This is a genomic window from Larkinella ripae (assembly GCF_054780775.1).
Map to the genome: position 1 here is coordinate 577,164 of NZ_BAAGVR010000001.1, position 15,503 is coordinate 592,666.

General features: G+C 56.1%; 16 protein-coding genes. 7 read left to right on the forward strand and 9 right to left on the reverse strand.

Translation table 11 applies throughout. The annotated features are described in order from the left end of the window. Nucleotides 1-5 precede the first annotated feature (5 nt). Nucleotides 6-1,988, reverse strand: coding sequence for a M1 family metallopeptidase (locus tag ACYVHX_RS02485; protein ID WP_460670008.1), 1,983 nt, complete (start codon nucleotides 1,986-1,988; stop codon nucleotides 6-8). 32 nt (nucleotides 1,989-2,020) lie between these two features. Further along, entirely contained in the window at nucleotides 2,021-2,707 is a 687-nt protein-coding gene (locus tag ACYVHX_RS02490) for a DUF4230 domain-containing protein (RefSeq protein WP_460670009.1), read from the reverse strand. A gap of 102 nt (nucleotides 2,708-2,809) precedes the next feature. Here ACYVHX_RS02490 and miaA point away from each other — a divergent pair, with 102 nt between their 5' ends. From miaA to ACYVHX_RS02515, 5 genes are all read left to right on the forward strand, one after another. Continuing rightward, complete coding sequence (gene miaA, locus ACYVHX_RS02495; protein ID WP_460670010.1) at nucleotides 2,810-3,724, forward strand: tRNA (adenosine(37)-N6)-dimethylallyltransferase MiaA; 915 nt, start codon at nucleotides 2,810-2,812, stop codon at nucleotides 3,722-3,724. Between the two features lie 157 nt (nucleotides 3,725-3,881). Next, the gene (locus tag ACYVHX_RS02500) at nucleotides 3,882-4,205 is read left to right on the forward strand and encodes an ArsR/SmtB family transcription factor (protein WP_460670011.1); all 324 of its coding nucleotides are present in this window, start codon (nucleotides 3,882-3,884) and stop codon (nucleotides 4,203-4,205) included. A gap of 4 nt (nucleotides 4,206-4,209) precedes the next feature. Beyond that, entirely contained in the window at nucleotides 4,210-4,686 is a 477-nt protein-coding gene (locus tag ACYVHX_RS02505; RefSeq protein WP_460670012.1) for an SRPBCC domain-containing protein, read from the forward strand. Next, on the forward strand, nucleotides 4,683-5,057 hold the full coding sequence (locus ACYVHX_RS02510) for a DoxX family protein (protein ID WP_460670013.1): 375 nt from the start codon (nucleotides 4,683-4,685) through the stop codon (nucleotides 5,055-5,057). The genes ACYVHX_RS02505 and ACYVHX_RS02510 overlap by 4 nt, the downstream gene beginning before the upstream one ends. 40 nt (nucleotides 5,058-5,097) lie before the next feature. After that, a complete protein-coding gene (locus tag ACYVHX_RS02515) occupies nucleotides 5,098-5,664 on the forward strand; it encodes a DUF4256 domain-containing protein (protein ID WP_460670014.1) in 567 nt (188 codons plus the stop codon). Between the two features lie 41 nt (nucleotides 5,665-5,705). Here the strand turns inward: ACYVHX_RS02515 and ACYVHX_RS02520 are convergent, their stop codons facing one another. The 7 genes from ACYVHX_RS02520 to ACYVHX_RS02550 all read right to left on the reverse strand — a co-directional run bounded on the left by ACYVHX_RS02520 (nucleotide 5,706) and on the right by ACYVHX_RS02550 (nucleotide 12,093). Next, nucleotides 5,706-6,377, reverse strand: a complete 672-nt coding sequence (locus ACYVHX_RS02520) for a class I SAM-dependent methyltransferase (RefSeq protein ID WP_460670015.1) — start codon at nucleotides 6,375-6,377, stop codon at nucleotides 5,706-5,708. 163 nt (nucleotides 6,378-6,540) lie between these two features. After that, nucleotides 6,541-7,821 carry a polysaccharide pyruvyl transferase family protein gene (locus tag ACYVHX_RS02525; RefSeq protein ID WP_460670016.1) on the reverse strand — a complete coding sequence of 427 codons (1,281 nt, stop codon included), beginning with the start codon at nucleotides 7,819-7,821 and terminating at the stop codon, nucleotides 6,541-6,543. 147 nt (nucleotides 7,822-7,968) lie between these two features. Further along, nucleotides 7,969-8,277, reverse strand: a complete 309-nt coding sequence (locus tag ACYVHX_RS02530) for a rhodanese-like domain-containing protein (protein WP_460670017.1) — start codon at nucleotides 8,275-8,277, stop codon at nucleotides 7,969-7,971. Nucleotides 8,278-8,319: 42 nt separating this feature from the next. After that, nucleotides 8,320-10,212 carry a T9SS type A sorting domain-containing protein gene (locus tag ACYVHX_RS02535; RefSeq protein WP_460670018.1) on the reverse strand — a complete coding sequence of 631 codons (1,893 nt, stop codon included), beginning with the start codon at nucleotides 10,210-10,212 and terminating at the stop codon, nucleotides 8,320-8,322. Nucleotides 10,213-10,214: 2 nt separating this feature from the next. Next, nucleotides 10,215-10,997 (reverse strand): PASTA domain-containing protein, encoded by a 783-nt coding sequence (locus ACYVHX_RS02540; RefSeq protein ID WP_460670019.1) that lies wholly within the window; start codon nucleotides 10,995-10,997, stop codon nucleotides 10,215-10,217. Nucleotides 10,998-11,052: 55 nt separating this feature from the next. Next, complete coding sequence (locus tag ACYVHX_RS02545; protein ID WP_460670020.1) at nucleotides 11,053-11,658, reverse strand: riboflavin synthase; 606 nt, start codon at nucleotides 11,656-11,658, stop codon at nucleotides 11,053-11,055. A 60-nt stretch (nucleotides 11,659-11,718) separates the two neighbouring features. Beyond that, nucleotides 11,719-12,093 (reverse strand): sugar 3,4-ketoisomerase, encoded by a 375-nt coding sequence (locus ACYVHX_RS02550; protein ID WP_460670021.1) that lies wholly within the window; start codon nucleotides 12,091-12,093, stop codon nucleotides 11,719-11,721. A gap of 199 nt (nucleotides 12,094-12,292) precedes the next feature. Between ACYVHX_RS02550 and ACYVHX_RS02555 the strand changes: the two genes are divergently transcribed. Together ACYVHX_RS02555 and pheT are read left to right on the forward strand one after the other, a co-directional pair. After that, nucleotides 12,293-12,922, forward strand: a complete 630-nt coding sequence (locus ACYVHX_RS02555) for a DUF1684 domain-containing protein (RefSeq protein WP_460670022.1) — start codon at nucleotides 12,293-12,295, stop codon at nucleotides 12,920-12,922. A 124-nt stretch (nucleotides 12,923-13,046) separates the two neighbouring features. Continuing rightward, nucleotides 13,047-15,479, forward strand: coding sequence for a phenylalanine--tRNA ligase subunit beta (gene pheT, locus ACYVHX_RS02560; protein WP_460670023.1), 2,433 nt, complete (start codon nucleotides 13,047-13,049; stop codon nucleotides 15,477-15,479). Nucleotides 15,480-15,503 lie beyond the last annotated feature (24 nt).

Consider the following 15,503-nt stretch of genomic DNA (forward strand, 5'->3'; position numbering starts at 1 on the left):
TTCGTTTATCGGGTGATCAGGACGGTTTTTGTCAACCGGCGGTTTTCCGTGGCCAGCATCAGGTGATAGCGCCCGGGGGGCAGGTGCCGCACCGACCAGTTGAGCGTATGGCGTCCGGTTGTAAAAGGCCGTTCGGCGGTGGCAACTACTTCCTGCCCCGCCAGATTTAGTAAAACCAGCCGGCCGGCAATAGGGCTGGCAACGTCGATCTGCGCCGTCAGTTGTTCGCCAACCGGGTTGGGCAAAACCGTCAGCTGCGTCGCCGAAACCGGGTCGTCAACGGCCGTGATCACCTCCGCAACTTCGACCTGTTTCAAAATCCAGTTATCCGGATCAATCTGAACTTCTTCCGGTTTGCCTTTGACGGTCCACTCAAACGTCTGGTCGGCGCTGTTGTTCAAAACCTTAATCAGCGTATCACCCGTGCTCGTCAGCACTTTCACTGGTACGAGCATCGTGAAAAAAGCCGGTTTTTGGGTATTCGTGGTTTGCTCCAGCCGCACCTGCAGCCTGTACATGTTGGTCAGGCCCGCAATGGCCCCGCTGCTCCACTTCACCCGGTAGGTCGGGTAGTTTTCGCCGTATACCCACTGTTTGAAAAAGTAATCGAGCGACTGGCCCGACACTTTCGACGCGATTGCGGCAAAATCCTCGGTCGTCGCGGTGCCGTAGGCAAACTCCGAAGCCGCGTACGTCCGCAAAATCTCCCGAAACTTCTGCTCCCCTACCACGCCCCGCAGCATGTGCAGCACCATCGCGCCTTTGTAGTACGTCCGGTTGGCCTCGAAAATGTTATCGACGTTCGTAATGTCCTCCACGTACAGCGTTCCGCGCGCCCGGCGGGCCAGCAGCATGTAGGGGTTCAGGTACGAGTAGAAAGCCGACGGGCCGCTTTTGACCTGCTGGTAGAGCAGCTCCGCGTACGACGCAAAGCCTTCGTTGAGCCAGATGTGCTCCCAGCTTCGGCAGGTGATTTTGTCGCCAAACCACTGGTGGGCCAGTTCGTGCGCGATGATGTCGGTGTTGAACGCCCCCATCGAACTGATGGTCTGGTGCTCCATGCCCCCGCCCCAGCCAAACTGGGCGTGACCGTATTTCTCTTTCAGGAACGGATACGGGCCAAAATAATCCGTAAAAACCGTCAGCATCGAGCTGGTTTCGTCGAGCGTCCGGCGCATATTGTCGGTCAGCGCTTCCGGATACAGGTAATGCGTCAGCGGCATCGATTCGCCCGACGGCGCCCGGAACGTCTGCTCGTACAGCACGTAATTGGTCATGGCCACCGAAATCAGGTAGTTGGCAATCGGGTAGCGGTTTCGCCAGCGGTAGGTGCGGGTGCTGTCGGCGTTGTCAAGGGTCTGCTCCAGCTTGCCGTTCGAGACGGAAACAAACTGCTTCGGGGCGGTAATCCAGACGTCCGACGAATCGGCTTTGTCGGCGGGCGTGTCTTTGCACGGAAACCAGTCGCGGGCGCCGTAGGGTTCGCTCAGGCTCCAGATCACCGGCTGGCGCTGCGATCCATGCGTATCGAACACAAAACTGCCCATGCCGCTGGCGTCCGGTTTTCCCTGGTAAAAAACCGTCACCAGCAGCGACTGGCGCGGGCCGAGCGGTTGCGCGGGCGTAATGGTCAGTTGATTGTTCTGCTGCGAAAAAGTCAGTTTCTGCGTTCCGGTTTTCACCGAATCGACTTTCATGGTATCGCTCAGATCCAGATAAAACCGGCTCAGGTTGGCCGCAACTGCCTGTAAGCCGACGGTAGCAGCCCCGCGCAGGTAGTTGGGCGAATAGCTGATCTTCAGATCCAGTTTGTAGTAGGTAACGTCGATCGTGGCATCGCCGGGATACTGAATCCGGGCCGAGCGGTTGGCGGTGGCCTGCAACCCAAAATAATTCAGCCGCGTGTGCTGGCAGGCGGCAATGCCGGGGTCAAGTTGCTGGGCGGTGGTGGTTAAACTCCACAAGAAAAGGGCCCAGCCCCCAACCATACCCTTCCTGAGTTTCTCTGTAAACCGTGTTTTCATCCTTCTTTATCTTCCGCTAAGGCATCCCCCGGCAGGACTTTGGGTTCGGCTTTCAATGAATCGTATTGCTGCGTCAGTTCCAGCAGTTTGCGCTGTTCGGCTTCGGGCAGTTCGAGTTGCCAGCCCATCGAGTCGGCCAGTTGGAACATCATAAACTGAATCTGGTTGTTGGCAATCCGGGGCAAATCGCTTTCCATCGCCCGATCGAGCATGGTTTGCTTCGATTCGTCGAGCAGCCGCGTGTAATCTTCGCTCCGAAAATGATTCAGATACCCGGGTTCAATGTCGTAAAATTTGTAATCCGTATCAATCGACAACACCTGCGGTTCGGGGAACGACTCGATGATGAGCTTCTTCTGCCCCGCTTCCGGTTGCCGAAACCGTATTTTGGCAAAATCGAACCCGACCAGCACCCTGGCCTTCGCAATGATCAACGCTTTTTTCGGATCGTTAATGAAATACAAAAACTTTTTATCGTCCTGGTAACTAAGAATTTCCGTAAAGTACCCTTCGGCCATCACCACCTTGAACACCTTCTCGATTCGATCCAGCAAAACCGTGGACTCCTGCCGAACGTCCGAAACCGCCCCCGGCTTTTTGCCGCGCCACCAGTTCGAGATGGCTACCCCGCCAAAACCGCCTAACAACAGCGTAACCAGCACTAATAACGTATTCGACTCCATAGATGAGTTGGATAGTTGACGAAAGGTACAGACTTTTGCAGTTCTACCCAAGGCGATCTGCACTCAGTTAAGACGCGCAAAACCGGTTTTAGTTTTCAGTTCATGACGAATAAACTCCTGATTGTCGTTGCCGGTCCCACCGCCGTCGGAAAAACCAGTCTCTGCGTCCGGCTGGCGCAGGCGTTGCAGACCGAGGTGGTATCGGCCGACTCCCGGCAGTTGTACCGTGAACTCAACATCGGCACCGCCAAACCAACGCCCGAAGAAATGCAGGGCGTACGGCACCATTTCGTTGATTCTCACAGCATTCTGGAACCCGTCAGCGCCGGACAGTACGAACGCGAAGCGCTGGCGGTCGTCAACGGGTTGTTTCGGAAAAAAGACCGGGTGATTCTGTCGGGCGGCACGGGTTTGTACATCAACGCCGTTTGCTTCGGCCTCGACGATGTGCCCCAGGCTGACCCGGCCCTGCGCTCCGACCTGATGAACCGGCTCGGGCTCGAAGGACTCGAACCACTGCAACGGCAACTTCGCGAACTCGACCCGGTGTACGCCGAAACTGCCGATCTGCAAAATACCCAGCGCGTGATCCGGGCGCTGGAGGTGATTCTGAGTTCCGGAAAACCGTATTCGTCGTTTCGAAAACAGGCGTCCGACGGCCCGGTTTCGCGCCCGTTCCAGACGGTTTTTATCGCCCTCGACCGCCCGCGCGACGAACTCTACGACCGGATTGACCGGCGAATGGATCAGATGCTGGCCGACGGCCTGGTGGAGGAAGCCCGCTCGCTCCTGCCCTTCCGGCAACTGACGGCCCTGCAAACCGTTGGTTATAAAGAGGTTTTTGCATACCTGGACGGCGACTACGATACCGCCGAGCTGGTCCGTCTGCTCAAACGCAACTCCCGGCGCTACGCCAAACGCCAGTTAACCTGGTTTCGACACCAGGCTGACTACCAATGGTTTAACGCCGACGATTATTCCTCCATCCGGGAAGCTATTCCGGAGTCGTTCGCCTGATAGCCCCTTCTCACTTTGCCCGGAAAAGCGGATTGGCAAAAAACGGTTCAGCAGTTCATCGAACAAGCAGGAAAGGCGGAAATGACCGCGAAAAAAACCTCCGAAAATTTGCGTAGTCAAATAACTACACATATATTTGTAGCCAAATAACTACACGATGAACTTAAGACGCGACGTATTCCAGGCCATTGCCGACCCAACCCGAAGGGCGATTCTCGCGCTGGTGGCCACCCAGGCCATGACGGCGGGCGCCATAGCCGCCAATTTCGATACCGCCCGACCGACCGTTTCCAAACACCTGCAGATCCTGACCGAGTGCGAACTGCTGGCGCAGGAGCAAACCGGCCGGGAGATTTATTACCACCTAAATCCCCGGAAAATGAAGGAAATAGCCGACTTTATTGAGCCCTTCCGGGCCATGTGGGAGGAGCGGTTTTCGAAACTGGAAGCCATCATGAAAACCCATCAGTCAAACGACTAGCGCGATGGAACGGAAAACGAAAATCATGGCCGTAAACGGCAAGCAGGAACTGGTGATCACGCGGGAATTTGATCTGCCGCTGGAACTCCTTTTCAAAGCGTACGCCGAGCCCGGCCTGGTGGAACAGTGGATGGGCACAAAAGTGCTGAAACTGGAAAACAAAAAGCACGGCGGCTGGCAGTTTGAAACCAGCGATGCGCAGGGAAACGTGGTGTTACAGACCAGTGGCGTCATCCACGAGTTTGTCCCCAACCAGAAAATCACCCGGACCTTCGAGATGGAAAACACGCCTTTTGAGGCCCAGCTTGAGTTTCTGGAATTTGAAAAACGCACTGACGCCACCAGCAAACTCACGATGCACATCGTCTACCGCTCCGTTGCGCTCCGGGACCAGATGCTGCGGCTCCCCTTTGCGCAGGGAATCAACCGGGCCCATAACCGTCTGGAAGAAATCATCAGCCAGTTGAACTCAGCCCCATGACCAAGCGAAACAAACTCATCTATTGGATTGCCACCCTCTGGCTGGCCCTGGGCATGGTATCGACCGGGATCGTGCAGGCTCTGCACGTAAGAGAAGAAGTGGCTCTTTTCGCTCACCTGGGCTACCCGGTTTATTTTTTAACGATGCTGGCCGTCTGGAAGTTTTTGGGCGTCGGAGCCGTGCTCGTTCCCCGATTTCCGTTGGTGAAGGAGTGGGCCTATGCCGGTTTCTTTTTTGCCATGTCGGGCGCCATTTTTTCTCACCTGGCTAAAGGAGACGACGCCAAGGCGTATTTTGGACCCGGTTTATTACTGATTTTGACCGTCGTATCGTGGTATTTCAGACCGGCGGACCGGAAAGTACAGGCCTGACCCAATTCTTCAACATCACTACTCTAAACGCATAAACAACATGAACAATCCGGAAAAAGAGTTGTCACTCGAACAGGAACAGGAGCTGCTGAGCACCTTAAAAACCCGATTTGAAAAAAACCGGAACCGCCACCAGGGGCTGGAGTGGGCTAACGTACAGGCAAAACTGGAAGCCAATACCGATAAACTATGGTCGCTCAACGAAATGGAACGGACGGGCGGAGAACCGGATGTGGTGGGTCAGGACGAAAAGACGGGCGAATTTCTTTTTTACGATTGTTCAGCGGAAAGTCCGAAAGGCCGCCGGAGCGTCTGCTACGACGCCGAAGGGCAGGAATCGCGGAAAGAATACAAACCCGACGATAACGCCGTTGATCTGGCCGCGGCTATGGGCATCGAGCTGTTAACGGAAGAGCAGTACCGGGCGTTGCAGCAACTCGGGAGTTTCGACGCCAAAACGTCGAGCTGGCTGGCCACCCCGGCGCCGATCCGGAAACTCGGCGGTGCCATCTTCGGCGACTTCCGCTACGGCCAGGTTTTCGTGTACCACAACGGCGCCCAATCCTACTACAGCGCCCGGGCGTTCCGGGGTTCGCTGCGGGTTTAGGTTCCAGATAACCGTAAACCGGACGCTTCGAAGCGTCCGGTTTACGCCCTTTTCTCGGCTACCACAATCAAAATCGGTCGCTCCACCGCGTGGCCGAGGTTGCTGGTCGTCACGTCGATTTCTTCCCAAACCGTGTCAATGGCAAACTGCGCTGCCGTGAGCAGCTCCGTGGCTGCGGTTCGGTCGTACAGCTGAAAACCGTATTTCGTAAACGGCAGTTTTTCCATGAACGATTTGTCGGCCAGCGTCAGTGCAAACCGCCCGCCGGGTTTTAAAACGCGGTGGATTTCGGCCGCGTACGCCAGCGGTTTTTCCCAGAAATAAACCGTGTTCACCGTAAGGATTTTATCGAAGGCATCATCCGGAAAGGGTATCGTCTGCCCATCCGACAACGCAAACGTGGCCGCTCCGGCCGTTACCAGGGCCGCATTCCGCTGCCGGGCATCCTGCACCATCGTTTCCGAAATATCAACTCCGGTATACTGGACACCGGGGGCCGCGCGGACCACCGATTCGGCAAAAGCGGCATTGCCGGGTCCAATTTCCAGGACTTTTTCACCCGCTGAGACGACCAGCGATTCAACGGCCCGCTTCGTCATGTTGGCGTTGCTGAAGTTCATCATCTCCCCGGTTTTGAGCCCGTTTTCGCCCTCCGGTCGACCCAGTTGCCGGGCCACTTCCTTTAAATCATCTTCACTCCACGCGGTGTTCATCGTTGGTCTGGATTAATGGTCATCCGCAAACATAGCGAAAAAAGTTTCCTTCGGGCTGGGGTTCACCGGGGGTTGTGCTGCTCCGTTACCGGAAAACCGCCAATGATTGCCTGGTTTCTGGACGATGCCCGGGTTCTGTCTGTTCAAAAAACCGCATAATCCCTTACGCGGGCAGGTTCTTTTTCAACAGGTCCATCGTGTTGCGCTGGCGTTCTTTCACGTACTGCCGGGCTTTTTTGATTTTGGCGCGGGCCGCTTTCGGATCTTTGGCCATCGCCAGAACCGCCGGAACGAGGCCCGCAACCTCCTGCTCATTGTCCATATCGAACAGCCAGTCGCCCAGGCCAATATCACGCCACATGAAGCCCTTGCTGGTCTGCTCGGCAAACCGCCCCACGATGGCCGGCACGCCGTTGCCGATGCACATAATCGGCGAGTGCATTTCCAGTCCGAACAGCCCCGCCGACCGCCGGTAGGTGCTGATGGCTTCGTCGGTCAGCCAGTAGCGGTCGCGCCAGACGACCCTTGCTTTGACGTCCTCCGGTAACTTGTCGTATAGCACTTCTTTCCCGGTTTTCACCTGGGTTTCGTCCTCCGGCACAATCAGAATTTTCATCGGCGTTTGCCGCACAACGGCTACAATGGCGTCGCGCAAGGGTGCCATGTCGTGTTCGCGCATGGCTTCGTTGCGGGCGTTCTTTTTCTCGTCGAAGGGGGTTTTCTTACTCGGAATTTCCCAGTAGGGCGTAAACCGTTGCCGGGGAATGACGCACAGAAACTGACCGGTTTTCAGGTCGTGGGTTTTCAGAAAATCGTCAGCCGCCTGCTCGTTCCGGAGGTCAACCGCAAAAGCGCCATCCGGGCAAAATTCCATAATCGGGCAGGTCACGCCGTTTTTTCGGGCGATTTCCAGCGAAACCGAGTCCCGAAAGAACGCAAACCGGGCGTTGCTCAAGAGTTCGACATCCAGCGGATTCGCCCTCACCACCGCTTTGGGGTCGTCGCTGTAGACGCCCGGAAACGTAATGCCATAAATTCCGTAGGGTTTTCCGGTTTCTTTCCGCCAGCGGGCCACATCGGCGCGCGCCACCAGCGATGGCCCCGAACCGTGCAGCAAGAAATCGCATTCCTTCATCGCGGCCGCAATGTCGTCCGGCGTTTTCACCATCACGAGCTTGGGAAACCGTTTTTTCAGCAAAGCTTCGACGCCATTGCCCACGCTCGACGGCCACAACCGCAATTCGGCACCGGGCAAATAGGTTTCCAGCAAGGTCAGGACGCCCGGCGTGTGACCAATGTCGCCGATGTTGACGGTTTGCCAGGAGGAGCGCAGCAGAATAACGGGCGGTTTGGCCGCCGAACGGGGCCGGGCGAGGGCCGGAATGCTCATCAGCAACCCCAGCAGCGATGGGGTTTGCCGGAGAAAATCTCTACGATTCGGCATGGGAGTGCAAAGGGGTCGATACCGATCTAAACCCAAAAACCGCCAATTCTACTGATTCAGGCCAAAGCAGGGGTAAAAAAAATAGCGAATAACGACCCGGTTTTTCGGCCTTCGTTATTCGCCAGTCAGTCGATGCCCGGACGTTCGCTATTGCGATTTCCGCTCCAGGTCCCGGTACGCGAGAATGCCGCCGGTCAAGTTCCGAACGTTCGTAAACCCGTTTTGCTCGAGGTATTGCTGGGCGCGGGCGCTGCGGGCACCCGAACGGCATTGCATGATGAGTTCTTCATTCTGGCGGTCTTCGAGTTCGTCGATGCGGTACGGCAAATCGCCGAGCGGGATCAGTTCGCCCCCCAGATTGTCTTCTTCGTATTCGTTGGGTTCCCGAACATCGATCAGATTGACTTTTTCCCCTTTGTCCAACCGTTCTTTTAGTTCCTGTACGGTAATGTCCATTGCTGATTTGATTTAATGTTCCTCCGAAAAGCAAAAATAGACTTACTTTCGAATAAGTAATTTCTGTACCACCGTCTTTTTGCCGTCCGACAGGCGAGCCAGGTAAAAACCGTTCGCCAACTGACTGACATCCAATTGATTTTGTCCGGTGGCTGGCCGAACATTTACCAGCACCCGACCGTTCAGATCAACGATTTCAATCTGCCGGATCGCCGGATTCTGCCAGATCAGCCGCCCGGCATTGGGGTTCGGAAACACCAGCAGCTGCGTATCCAGCGACGGTTCTTCCTCAACACCCGTGATGGGCGCATCAGTTCCCCCGCCGATAATGGGCCGGATCATCGGTACGCCCCCCGGATTGACGGGGTCCCAGCTCGTGCCGCTTCCCTGAAATACCTGGTTGCCAAACGGGCTGTTTTTGTCGAAACCGATGGCCGTAATGTAGTCTTCGCTCACCTGCGTCCAACCCACGTAAAAGGTATCGGTGACGGCCACGCCGTAATCGAAGGGAATATCGACAAAGCCGTTGCGCGCGCTGGCGTAACCGATCAAAGCCGCCTTCTGATACAGGGTGCGACCCGGTTTTCCCCGGTCGTCGGCGTAGAGGCTAAAAACCGCCGGCTGGCCGCTCAGGTTGGTTTTAACGGGCGCAAAACTAACCCGAAGGGCCGACACCCGATCCGGTTTGTTCAGCAAAAACCGGATGGCCACCCGCCCCTGCCGCTGCGTGTTCTGAATGGCGGCTTCGGCGGTACCATCGTCGTATGCGTAATAGTTATCCAGCACGGTTTCGGTGGCAATGGTGTCGTTCCGGCGGAGGTTGACGCCCGGAATGGTGTCGGTGGTTTGAACGGCAAACTGGGTCTGTAAAACCGCCCGCTGGCCCGAAAAACCGGAGGGCAGCGGCTGCGGTTTCATGGTTTTCGGCTGCGAGCTGAGCGCAGCAATGCCTTCCGAAGGCGACTGATACTGCTGCAAAACCGTGCCGGTCAGCCGGTCGCGAATCACGGCCCGGAAGGTGGTAAAGTTGAAGTTGTTGAACAGGTTGACAATGTCCGTGCGAATCGTGTCGGCGGTTTCGGCCGCGGGGTTCAGCCGGTATTGTGTCAGCGGCATCGCCGTATACCGTTTCAGATACGGCGAAACGGGTTGCCGGGTGGCCACATCCTTGATGTACAGATTGCTGGCCGAGCGCCCCCGGTTCAGGTAAATATAGTCGAGGTGCCAGGTATCGAACGCGCCCGACGTACGGCCAAATGCCTGAAACCGGAACTGGAAAGCCGCGTGCAGAAACCGGGTCTGATTAACGGGGAGAATCTCCGGCGTAAAATTATTGCTGGCCGTGTCGCCCACCTGTTTCCAGACGGTTTCCCAGGCGCCGGCATTGGTCAGAAACTGGAGTCGCAGGGAATCTTCGGCATCGGGCAGTTCGCCCAGCCCTTTGCGTTGCCAGTAAAAACTCAGGAAAATGGCATCGGCCGCCGAGGTGCCCGCCAGATCAATGGGATTGGTCGTCAGCGTATCGGTTGGCCCGGTGGCATCCTGATTGGTAAAATCGTAGGGCGTACCGTCGGCTTTCAGGCCGTCGAAGGTGGCCACGTTGCGGGACGGCTGATTGATGGGCAGCGTGTTGTTGATGTATACGCTGCTGCGCTGCCACAAAACCGGGTCGGGCCGGTCGGTAGCCGTGGCGAAATCATCGAAAAAGGGGAGCTTCACCGCCTGAATCCGGGCGCCGGCGGTTTCGGGCCGGGAAACGGAAGCCGGTTTAGGAAAAGATTCTATCGGTACAATCCGAATCTGGGCAACAGCCGTCGAATACCCGAAACCCAGGATCCACAGTAAACACCAGATTTGCTTAAACCGGTACTGATCAGCCTCTTGCCGACGGTTTTTACCAATTTTACGGCTGCTGTTTACTAAACGGTGTTTCATTATTACTGCGAATCATCATTTTCGACCGGCCCGACCACCCAGAGGTCGATCACGTCGCCGACCCGAATGGTAGCGCCGGGTTTGGCCGCCGGATTTTGCCGGACGACGGTTCCGACTTCCTTCTCAGGGTCTTCTACAGGAAGAATCGTGCCAACCTGTAAGTTCGACCCCCGAATTAACATCTCGGCTTCGTCGCGGGGTTTACCTACAACGTCGGGAACGGCAAACATAGTATTGCCCAGTCCGTCGCCCACCACAATGTCGATTTTTGATCCTTTGGCAATGCGCGTTCCGGGCAGGATTTCCTTGCCTTCGTAGAGTTGCTGCAAAACCGTACCCTGCGCCAGATCCGGCACGTATTTCAATTTACCCATTTGTAATCCATTGCTCGACAGGGCGTACTGGGCGCTGACGTAGGTCTGATCCACCAGTTTCGGCATCGGAATCATCGGCGGATTCTGGGTCGTAATAGTCAGGTAGATTTTCCGGCCTTCCTTGACTTTAAAACCGGGTTTCGGATACTGCGCCACCACCGTCAGCGGCTCGGCACCGGCCACGTAGGTGCAGTCGCTGATTTCGTACCGCAGGTCGTGATCATTCAGAAATTCTTCCAGCTCCGCCGTGCTCATCCGGGTCAGTTCCGGCACCGTGATGGTGTGCCCGTGGTGCGTCGTAAACGGCAGGTACAGAAAGAAAAAACCTAAAAACAAAACGGCCACCAGGCCCAGCATGACCCCCATGTGGGTCAGCAGGTCGGTCGTCGTACGGGTGCTGATTTTCGCCATGAAATCAAAAGGTTCGTGCTTTCGTTAAGCCGCAATAGTAAGAGTTACCGGGCATTTATCGATGCAACCCGAGCATTTTTTTTATGTATTTTCCCACCACATCGAACTCCAGATTCACCACGTCGCCCACCGTCAGATCGCGGAACGTCGTGTGTTCGTAGGTGTAGGGAATGATCGTGACCCGGAACGAATCCGGTTCCGAATTGAAAACGGTTAAACTCACGCCATTGATACAGATAGAGCCTTTTTCGACGGTAATATTGTTCTGATCGGGTTCGTCCGACGCCAGCCCATACCGGAAGTCGAACAGCCAGCTCCCGTTCTGGTTGCTGATGCGGGTCACAACGCCGGTCTGATCGACGTGTCCCTGCACAATGTGGCCGTCGAAGCGACCGTTGGCGGGCATACACCGTTCCAGATTCACCCGGTCGCCGGTTTTGATCTGACCCAGATTGGTTTTTTTCAGCGTTTCGTCCACCGCCGTCACCGTATACGTTTCTCCGCTCACCGAGGTCACGGTCAGGCAAACGCCGTTGTGGCTCAGGCTCTGGTCCACTTTCAGCTCGGGGGCCAGGCTGGATTTCAGGTGGAAGGTCAGGTTGGTTCCTTCGGCGGTGATGTCGATTACCTCGCCGGTTGTTTCAATAATTCCGGTAAACATTTTTTGAACAGGGATTGCACCGATTTACTGGGGTAACAGGATGGAGCCGATAAGAATTCCTTACGATACCGCCGGATACGGCGCGTACACGGCATCGTCCGGAGTGGAGGGCTCATTGGAAAGAACCAGTAAAATTGCGCCGGGTGCCAGTTCATCCAGGAAATACCAGTCGCGGGGTTCCAGCACCAGACAGGTTTGCGGTTTTTCCAGCCCATACCAGCGCTCCCGAATGCCGTCGTGGCAGTAAATCCGGCAACTCCCGTTCAGGCACACCAGCACGTGCCAGGCCTGGCGGTGCCGCCGGCCCACCCGCTGCTCCTCCCGGATTTCGTGAACGTAATAAACCCGCCGGATGGCACCCGGCAGGATTTTTTCAATAACGGTCAGATCGCCGGAGTCCGAAGAAAAGGTATCCAGCTGTAACAATCGAGCCATAAACGGACTTTATAAAAAAGCCTTTGCAGGATAAGTATAGCGAAAAGTAGACCAATTTTACCAAAGCACCCACGGTTCGCAGCGGAATCTGCCCATTCCGGTTTTGCCGTTCCGTTCCGCAAAGGTGGACCAAACTGCTAAAATTCTGCAACAGAATCACTAAATGAATCCGTAATTTCACGCCCTAAATCATTCGGTTATGCTTCGGAATCGTTTTTTGCTGGTGGGTCTTTTTCTGATTGTGCTGGCGATCATCTACTATTCTTTTTTTGACGGGGACAATACGGACTCACCAACCGTGACCAATCCGGAGAGCTACCGCACGGAGGTGGCGCAGAAACGAAAAGACAAGGAAGAATTTTTCCGGACCAGCAGCGAATCCCCGTTCACCGATAAAGCCAAGTTCAAGGCCCTGACGTATTTCAATCCCGACCCGGCCTACCGCGTAGCCGCCCGGCTGGAGCCGTTTGCCGACCGCAAAAAGGTGGTGGTTAAGTTAACGGATGGCAGCGAGGAAGTATACGAGAAATACGCCCATGCGGTTTTTACCCTTCAGGACGAGCTTTGCCGGCTGCTGGTGCTCAAACACGAAAACACGCTGTCGATTCTGTTTAAGGACAAAACCAGCGGCAAAGAAACCTACGGCGGAGGGCGCTACATCGATTTCAGTCCCGACGACCCAAAGGAAAACCGGCTGATCATCGACTTCAACGAAGCCTACAATCCGTATTGCGCCTACAATTACGACTACGCCTGCCCGGTACCCCCCGCCGAAAATACGCTTCCCGTCGCGGTTCGGGCGGGCGAAAGATTTTCTGAAAGTAAATGATGAAGGATGAACGATGAATGCGAATGACCGACAGCCTGCCGGTGGTCAGTAGTTTAGCGTGCATAATTCATCGTTAATATCACCGTAATCGTCGTTATCTTTGCAATCCATTTCCCGTTGCTGTATGAAAATTTCCTATAAATGGCTGAATCAGTTGATCAGCCTGAGTGAAAGCCCGGAGACCGTCGGTAAGATCCTGACCTCGACGGGTTTAGAAGTTGAAAGCATTGAAAAAAAAGAATCCGTCCCGGGCGGTTTGGAGGGTGTAGTGATCGGCGAAGTGCTGACCTGTGAAAAACATCCGGAAGCTGATAAACTGAGCCTGACGACGGTCGATGCGGGCCAGGAAGCGCCGTTGCACATCGTTTGCGGAGCGCCCAACGTGCGGGCCGGCCAGAAAGTGGTGGTGGCCCTGGTCGGTGCGACCCTGTATCCGGTCAGCGGAGAACCGTTCACGATTAAAAAGGCGAAAATTCGGGGAGCGGCTTCGGAAGGCATGATTTGCGCGGAAGACGAAATCGGTCTGGGAACCTCCCATGCCGGGGTGATGGTGCTGGACACCGACCTGCCCAACGGTACGCCCGCCGTCAATTACTTCGGCCTGGAAGCCGACTACCAGATTGAAATCGGTCTGACGCCCAACCGCGCCGATGCGGCTTCGCACCTGGGCGTGGCCCGCGATCTGAAAGCCGTGCTGCAACGCCCGGTTCAGTGGCCGTCGGTCGATGCGTTCAAGGTTGACAATCAAAACCGGTCGATTCCGGTTTCGGTCGAAACGCCGGAGGGGGCTCCGCGTTACACCGGCTTGACCATCGACGGCCTGACCGTCAGCGATTCGCCCGACTGGCTGAAACAGCGGCTGCGCGTCATCGGTCTGAGTCCGATCAACAACGTGGTCGATATCACCAATTACGTCTGCCACGAACTGGGGCAGCCGCTGCATGCCTTCGACGCCGACCAGATTACGGGCCATCAGGTGATTGTCAAAACCGTACCGGAGGGAACCACGTTCGTGACCCTCGACGGGGTGGAACGCAAACTGGCGGCCACCGACCTGATGATCTGTAACGCCCGCGAACCGATGTGCATCGCCGGGGTGTTTGGCGGACAAAAATCGGGCGTTACGGCGCAAACCACCCGGATTTTCCTTGAATCGGCGTATTTCAGTCCGGCCTGGATTCGGCGCACGTCGCAGCACCACGGTCTGAAAACCGATGCGTCGTTCCGGTTTGAACGGGGCACCGACCCGAACCTGCCGGTTTTTGCGCTTAAACGGGCCGCTTTGCTGATTCAGGAACTTGCCGGTGGAACGGTCTCTTCGGAGCTAACCGACCTGTACCCGAACCCGGTTTCGGAACGGACGGTTCTGGTTCGCTACCGCAACATTGACCGGCTGATTGGCATTGCCATCGACCGGGCCGACATGCTCCGGATTCTGGAAAGTCTGGACATTCAGATTCAGGACAAAACCGACGAAGGTTTCACGGCCATCGTGCCGCCGTACCGGGTCGATGTGGAGCGCGAATCGGACATCATCGAAGAGATTCTGCGGATCTACGGCCTCGACAACGTTCCGCTTTCGGAGCACCTGGCGGCCGATTTCCTTTCCGAATCGCCCGAAACCAATCCCGACCAGTTGCAGGAGCGCGCGAGTCAGCTGCTGGCGGCCAACGGTTTTTTCGAAACTCTGACCAATTCGCTGACCCGTCCGGCCTTCCACGATGCCATCCGGGCTACGCTGCCCCACGCGGATGTGCAGTTGCTGAACCCCTTGAGCGAAGAACTCTCGGTGATGCGGCAGACCTTGCTGTTCTCCGGGCTGGAAACGCTGGTTTATAACGTGAACCGGCGGCAAAAAGACCTCAAAATCTTTGAGTTTGGCAAAACCTACAGTCGCGAAGGCGAACGGTTTCACGAACGCCCGCGCCTGGGCTTCTGGATGACGGGGCGTATGCAGTCGGAAAGCTGGCTGACCAGTCACCAACGCTCCGCCGACGCGGGCGTCGATTACCACGATCTGGCGGGTGTGGTGCAACGGATTCTGGCCGCCTTTCGGATAAAAGTTACTGACAACCAAGCGGCTGACCCGGCTATCTTCCAGTATGGCTTGACTTTGCTGGTAAACAAAAAACCGCTGGTGTCGCTGGGGCTGGTCCGGGCGGGGCTGACGAAGCTGGTGGAGTTGAAAAACACCCCGGTTTTTTACGCGGATTTCGACTGGCAGTACGTCCTGAAGCTGTACAACGGCAAAGTGGCCTTCGACGAAGTGTCGCGGTTCCCGGAAGTCCGGCGCGATCTGTCGCTGGTGCTTGATACCGGGGTGACGTACGCGCAAATCAGCCGGCTGGCCTACCAGACCGAGCGCAAACTGCTGCGCGACCTGAACGTGTTCGACGTGTACGAAGGCGAAAACCTGGATCAGGGCAAAAAATCGTATTCGGTCAGTTTTATTCTGCAGGATACCGCCCAAACGCTGAACGATGCGGTAATTGACAAAACGATGAACCGCCTGATGTCGGCCTTTGAACGGGAGCTGGGCGCGGTCATCCGAAAATAAATGTTGATCGATGGCTTGCCCTTT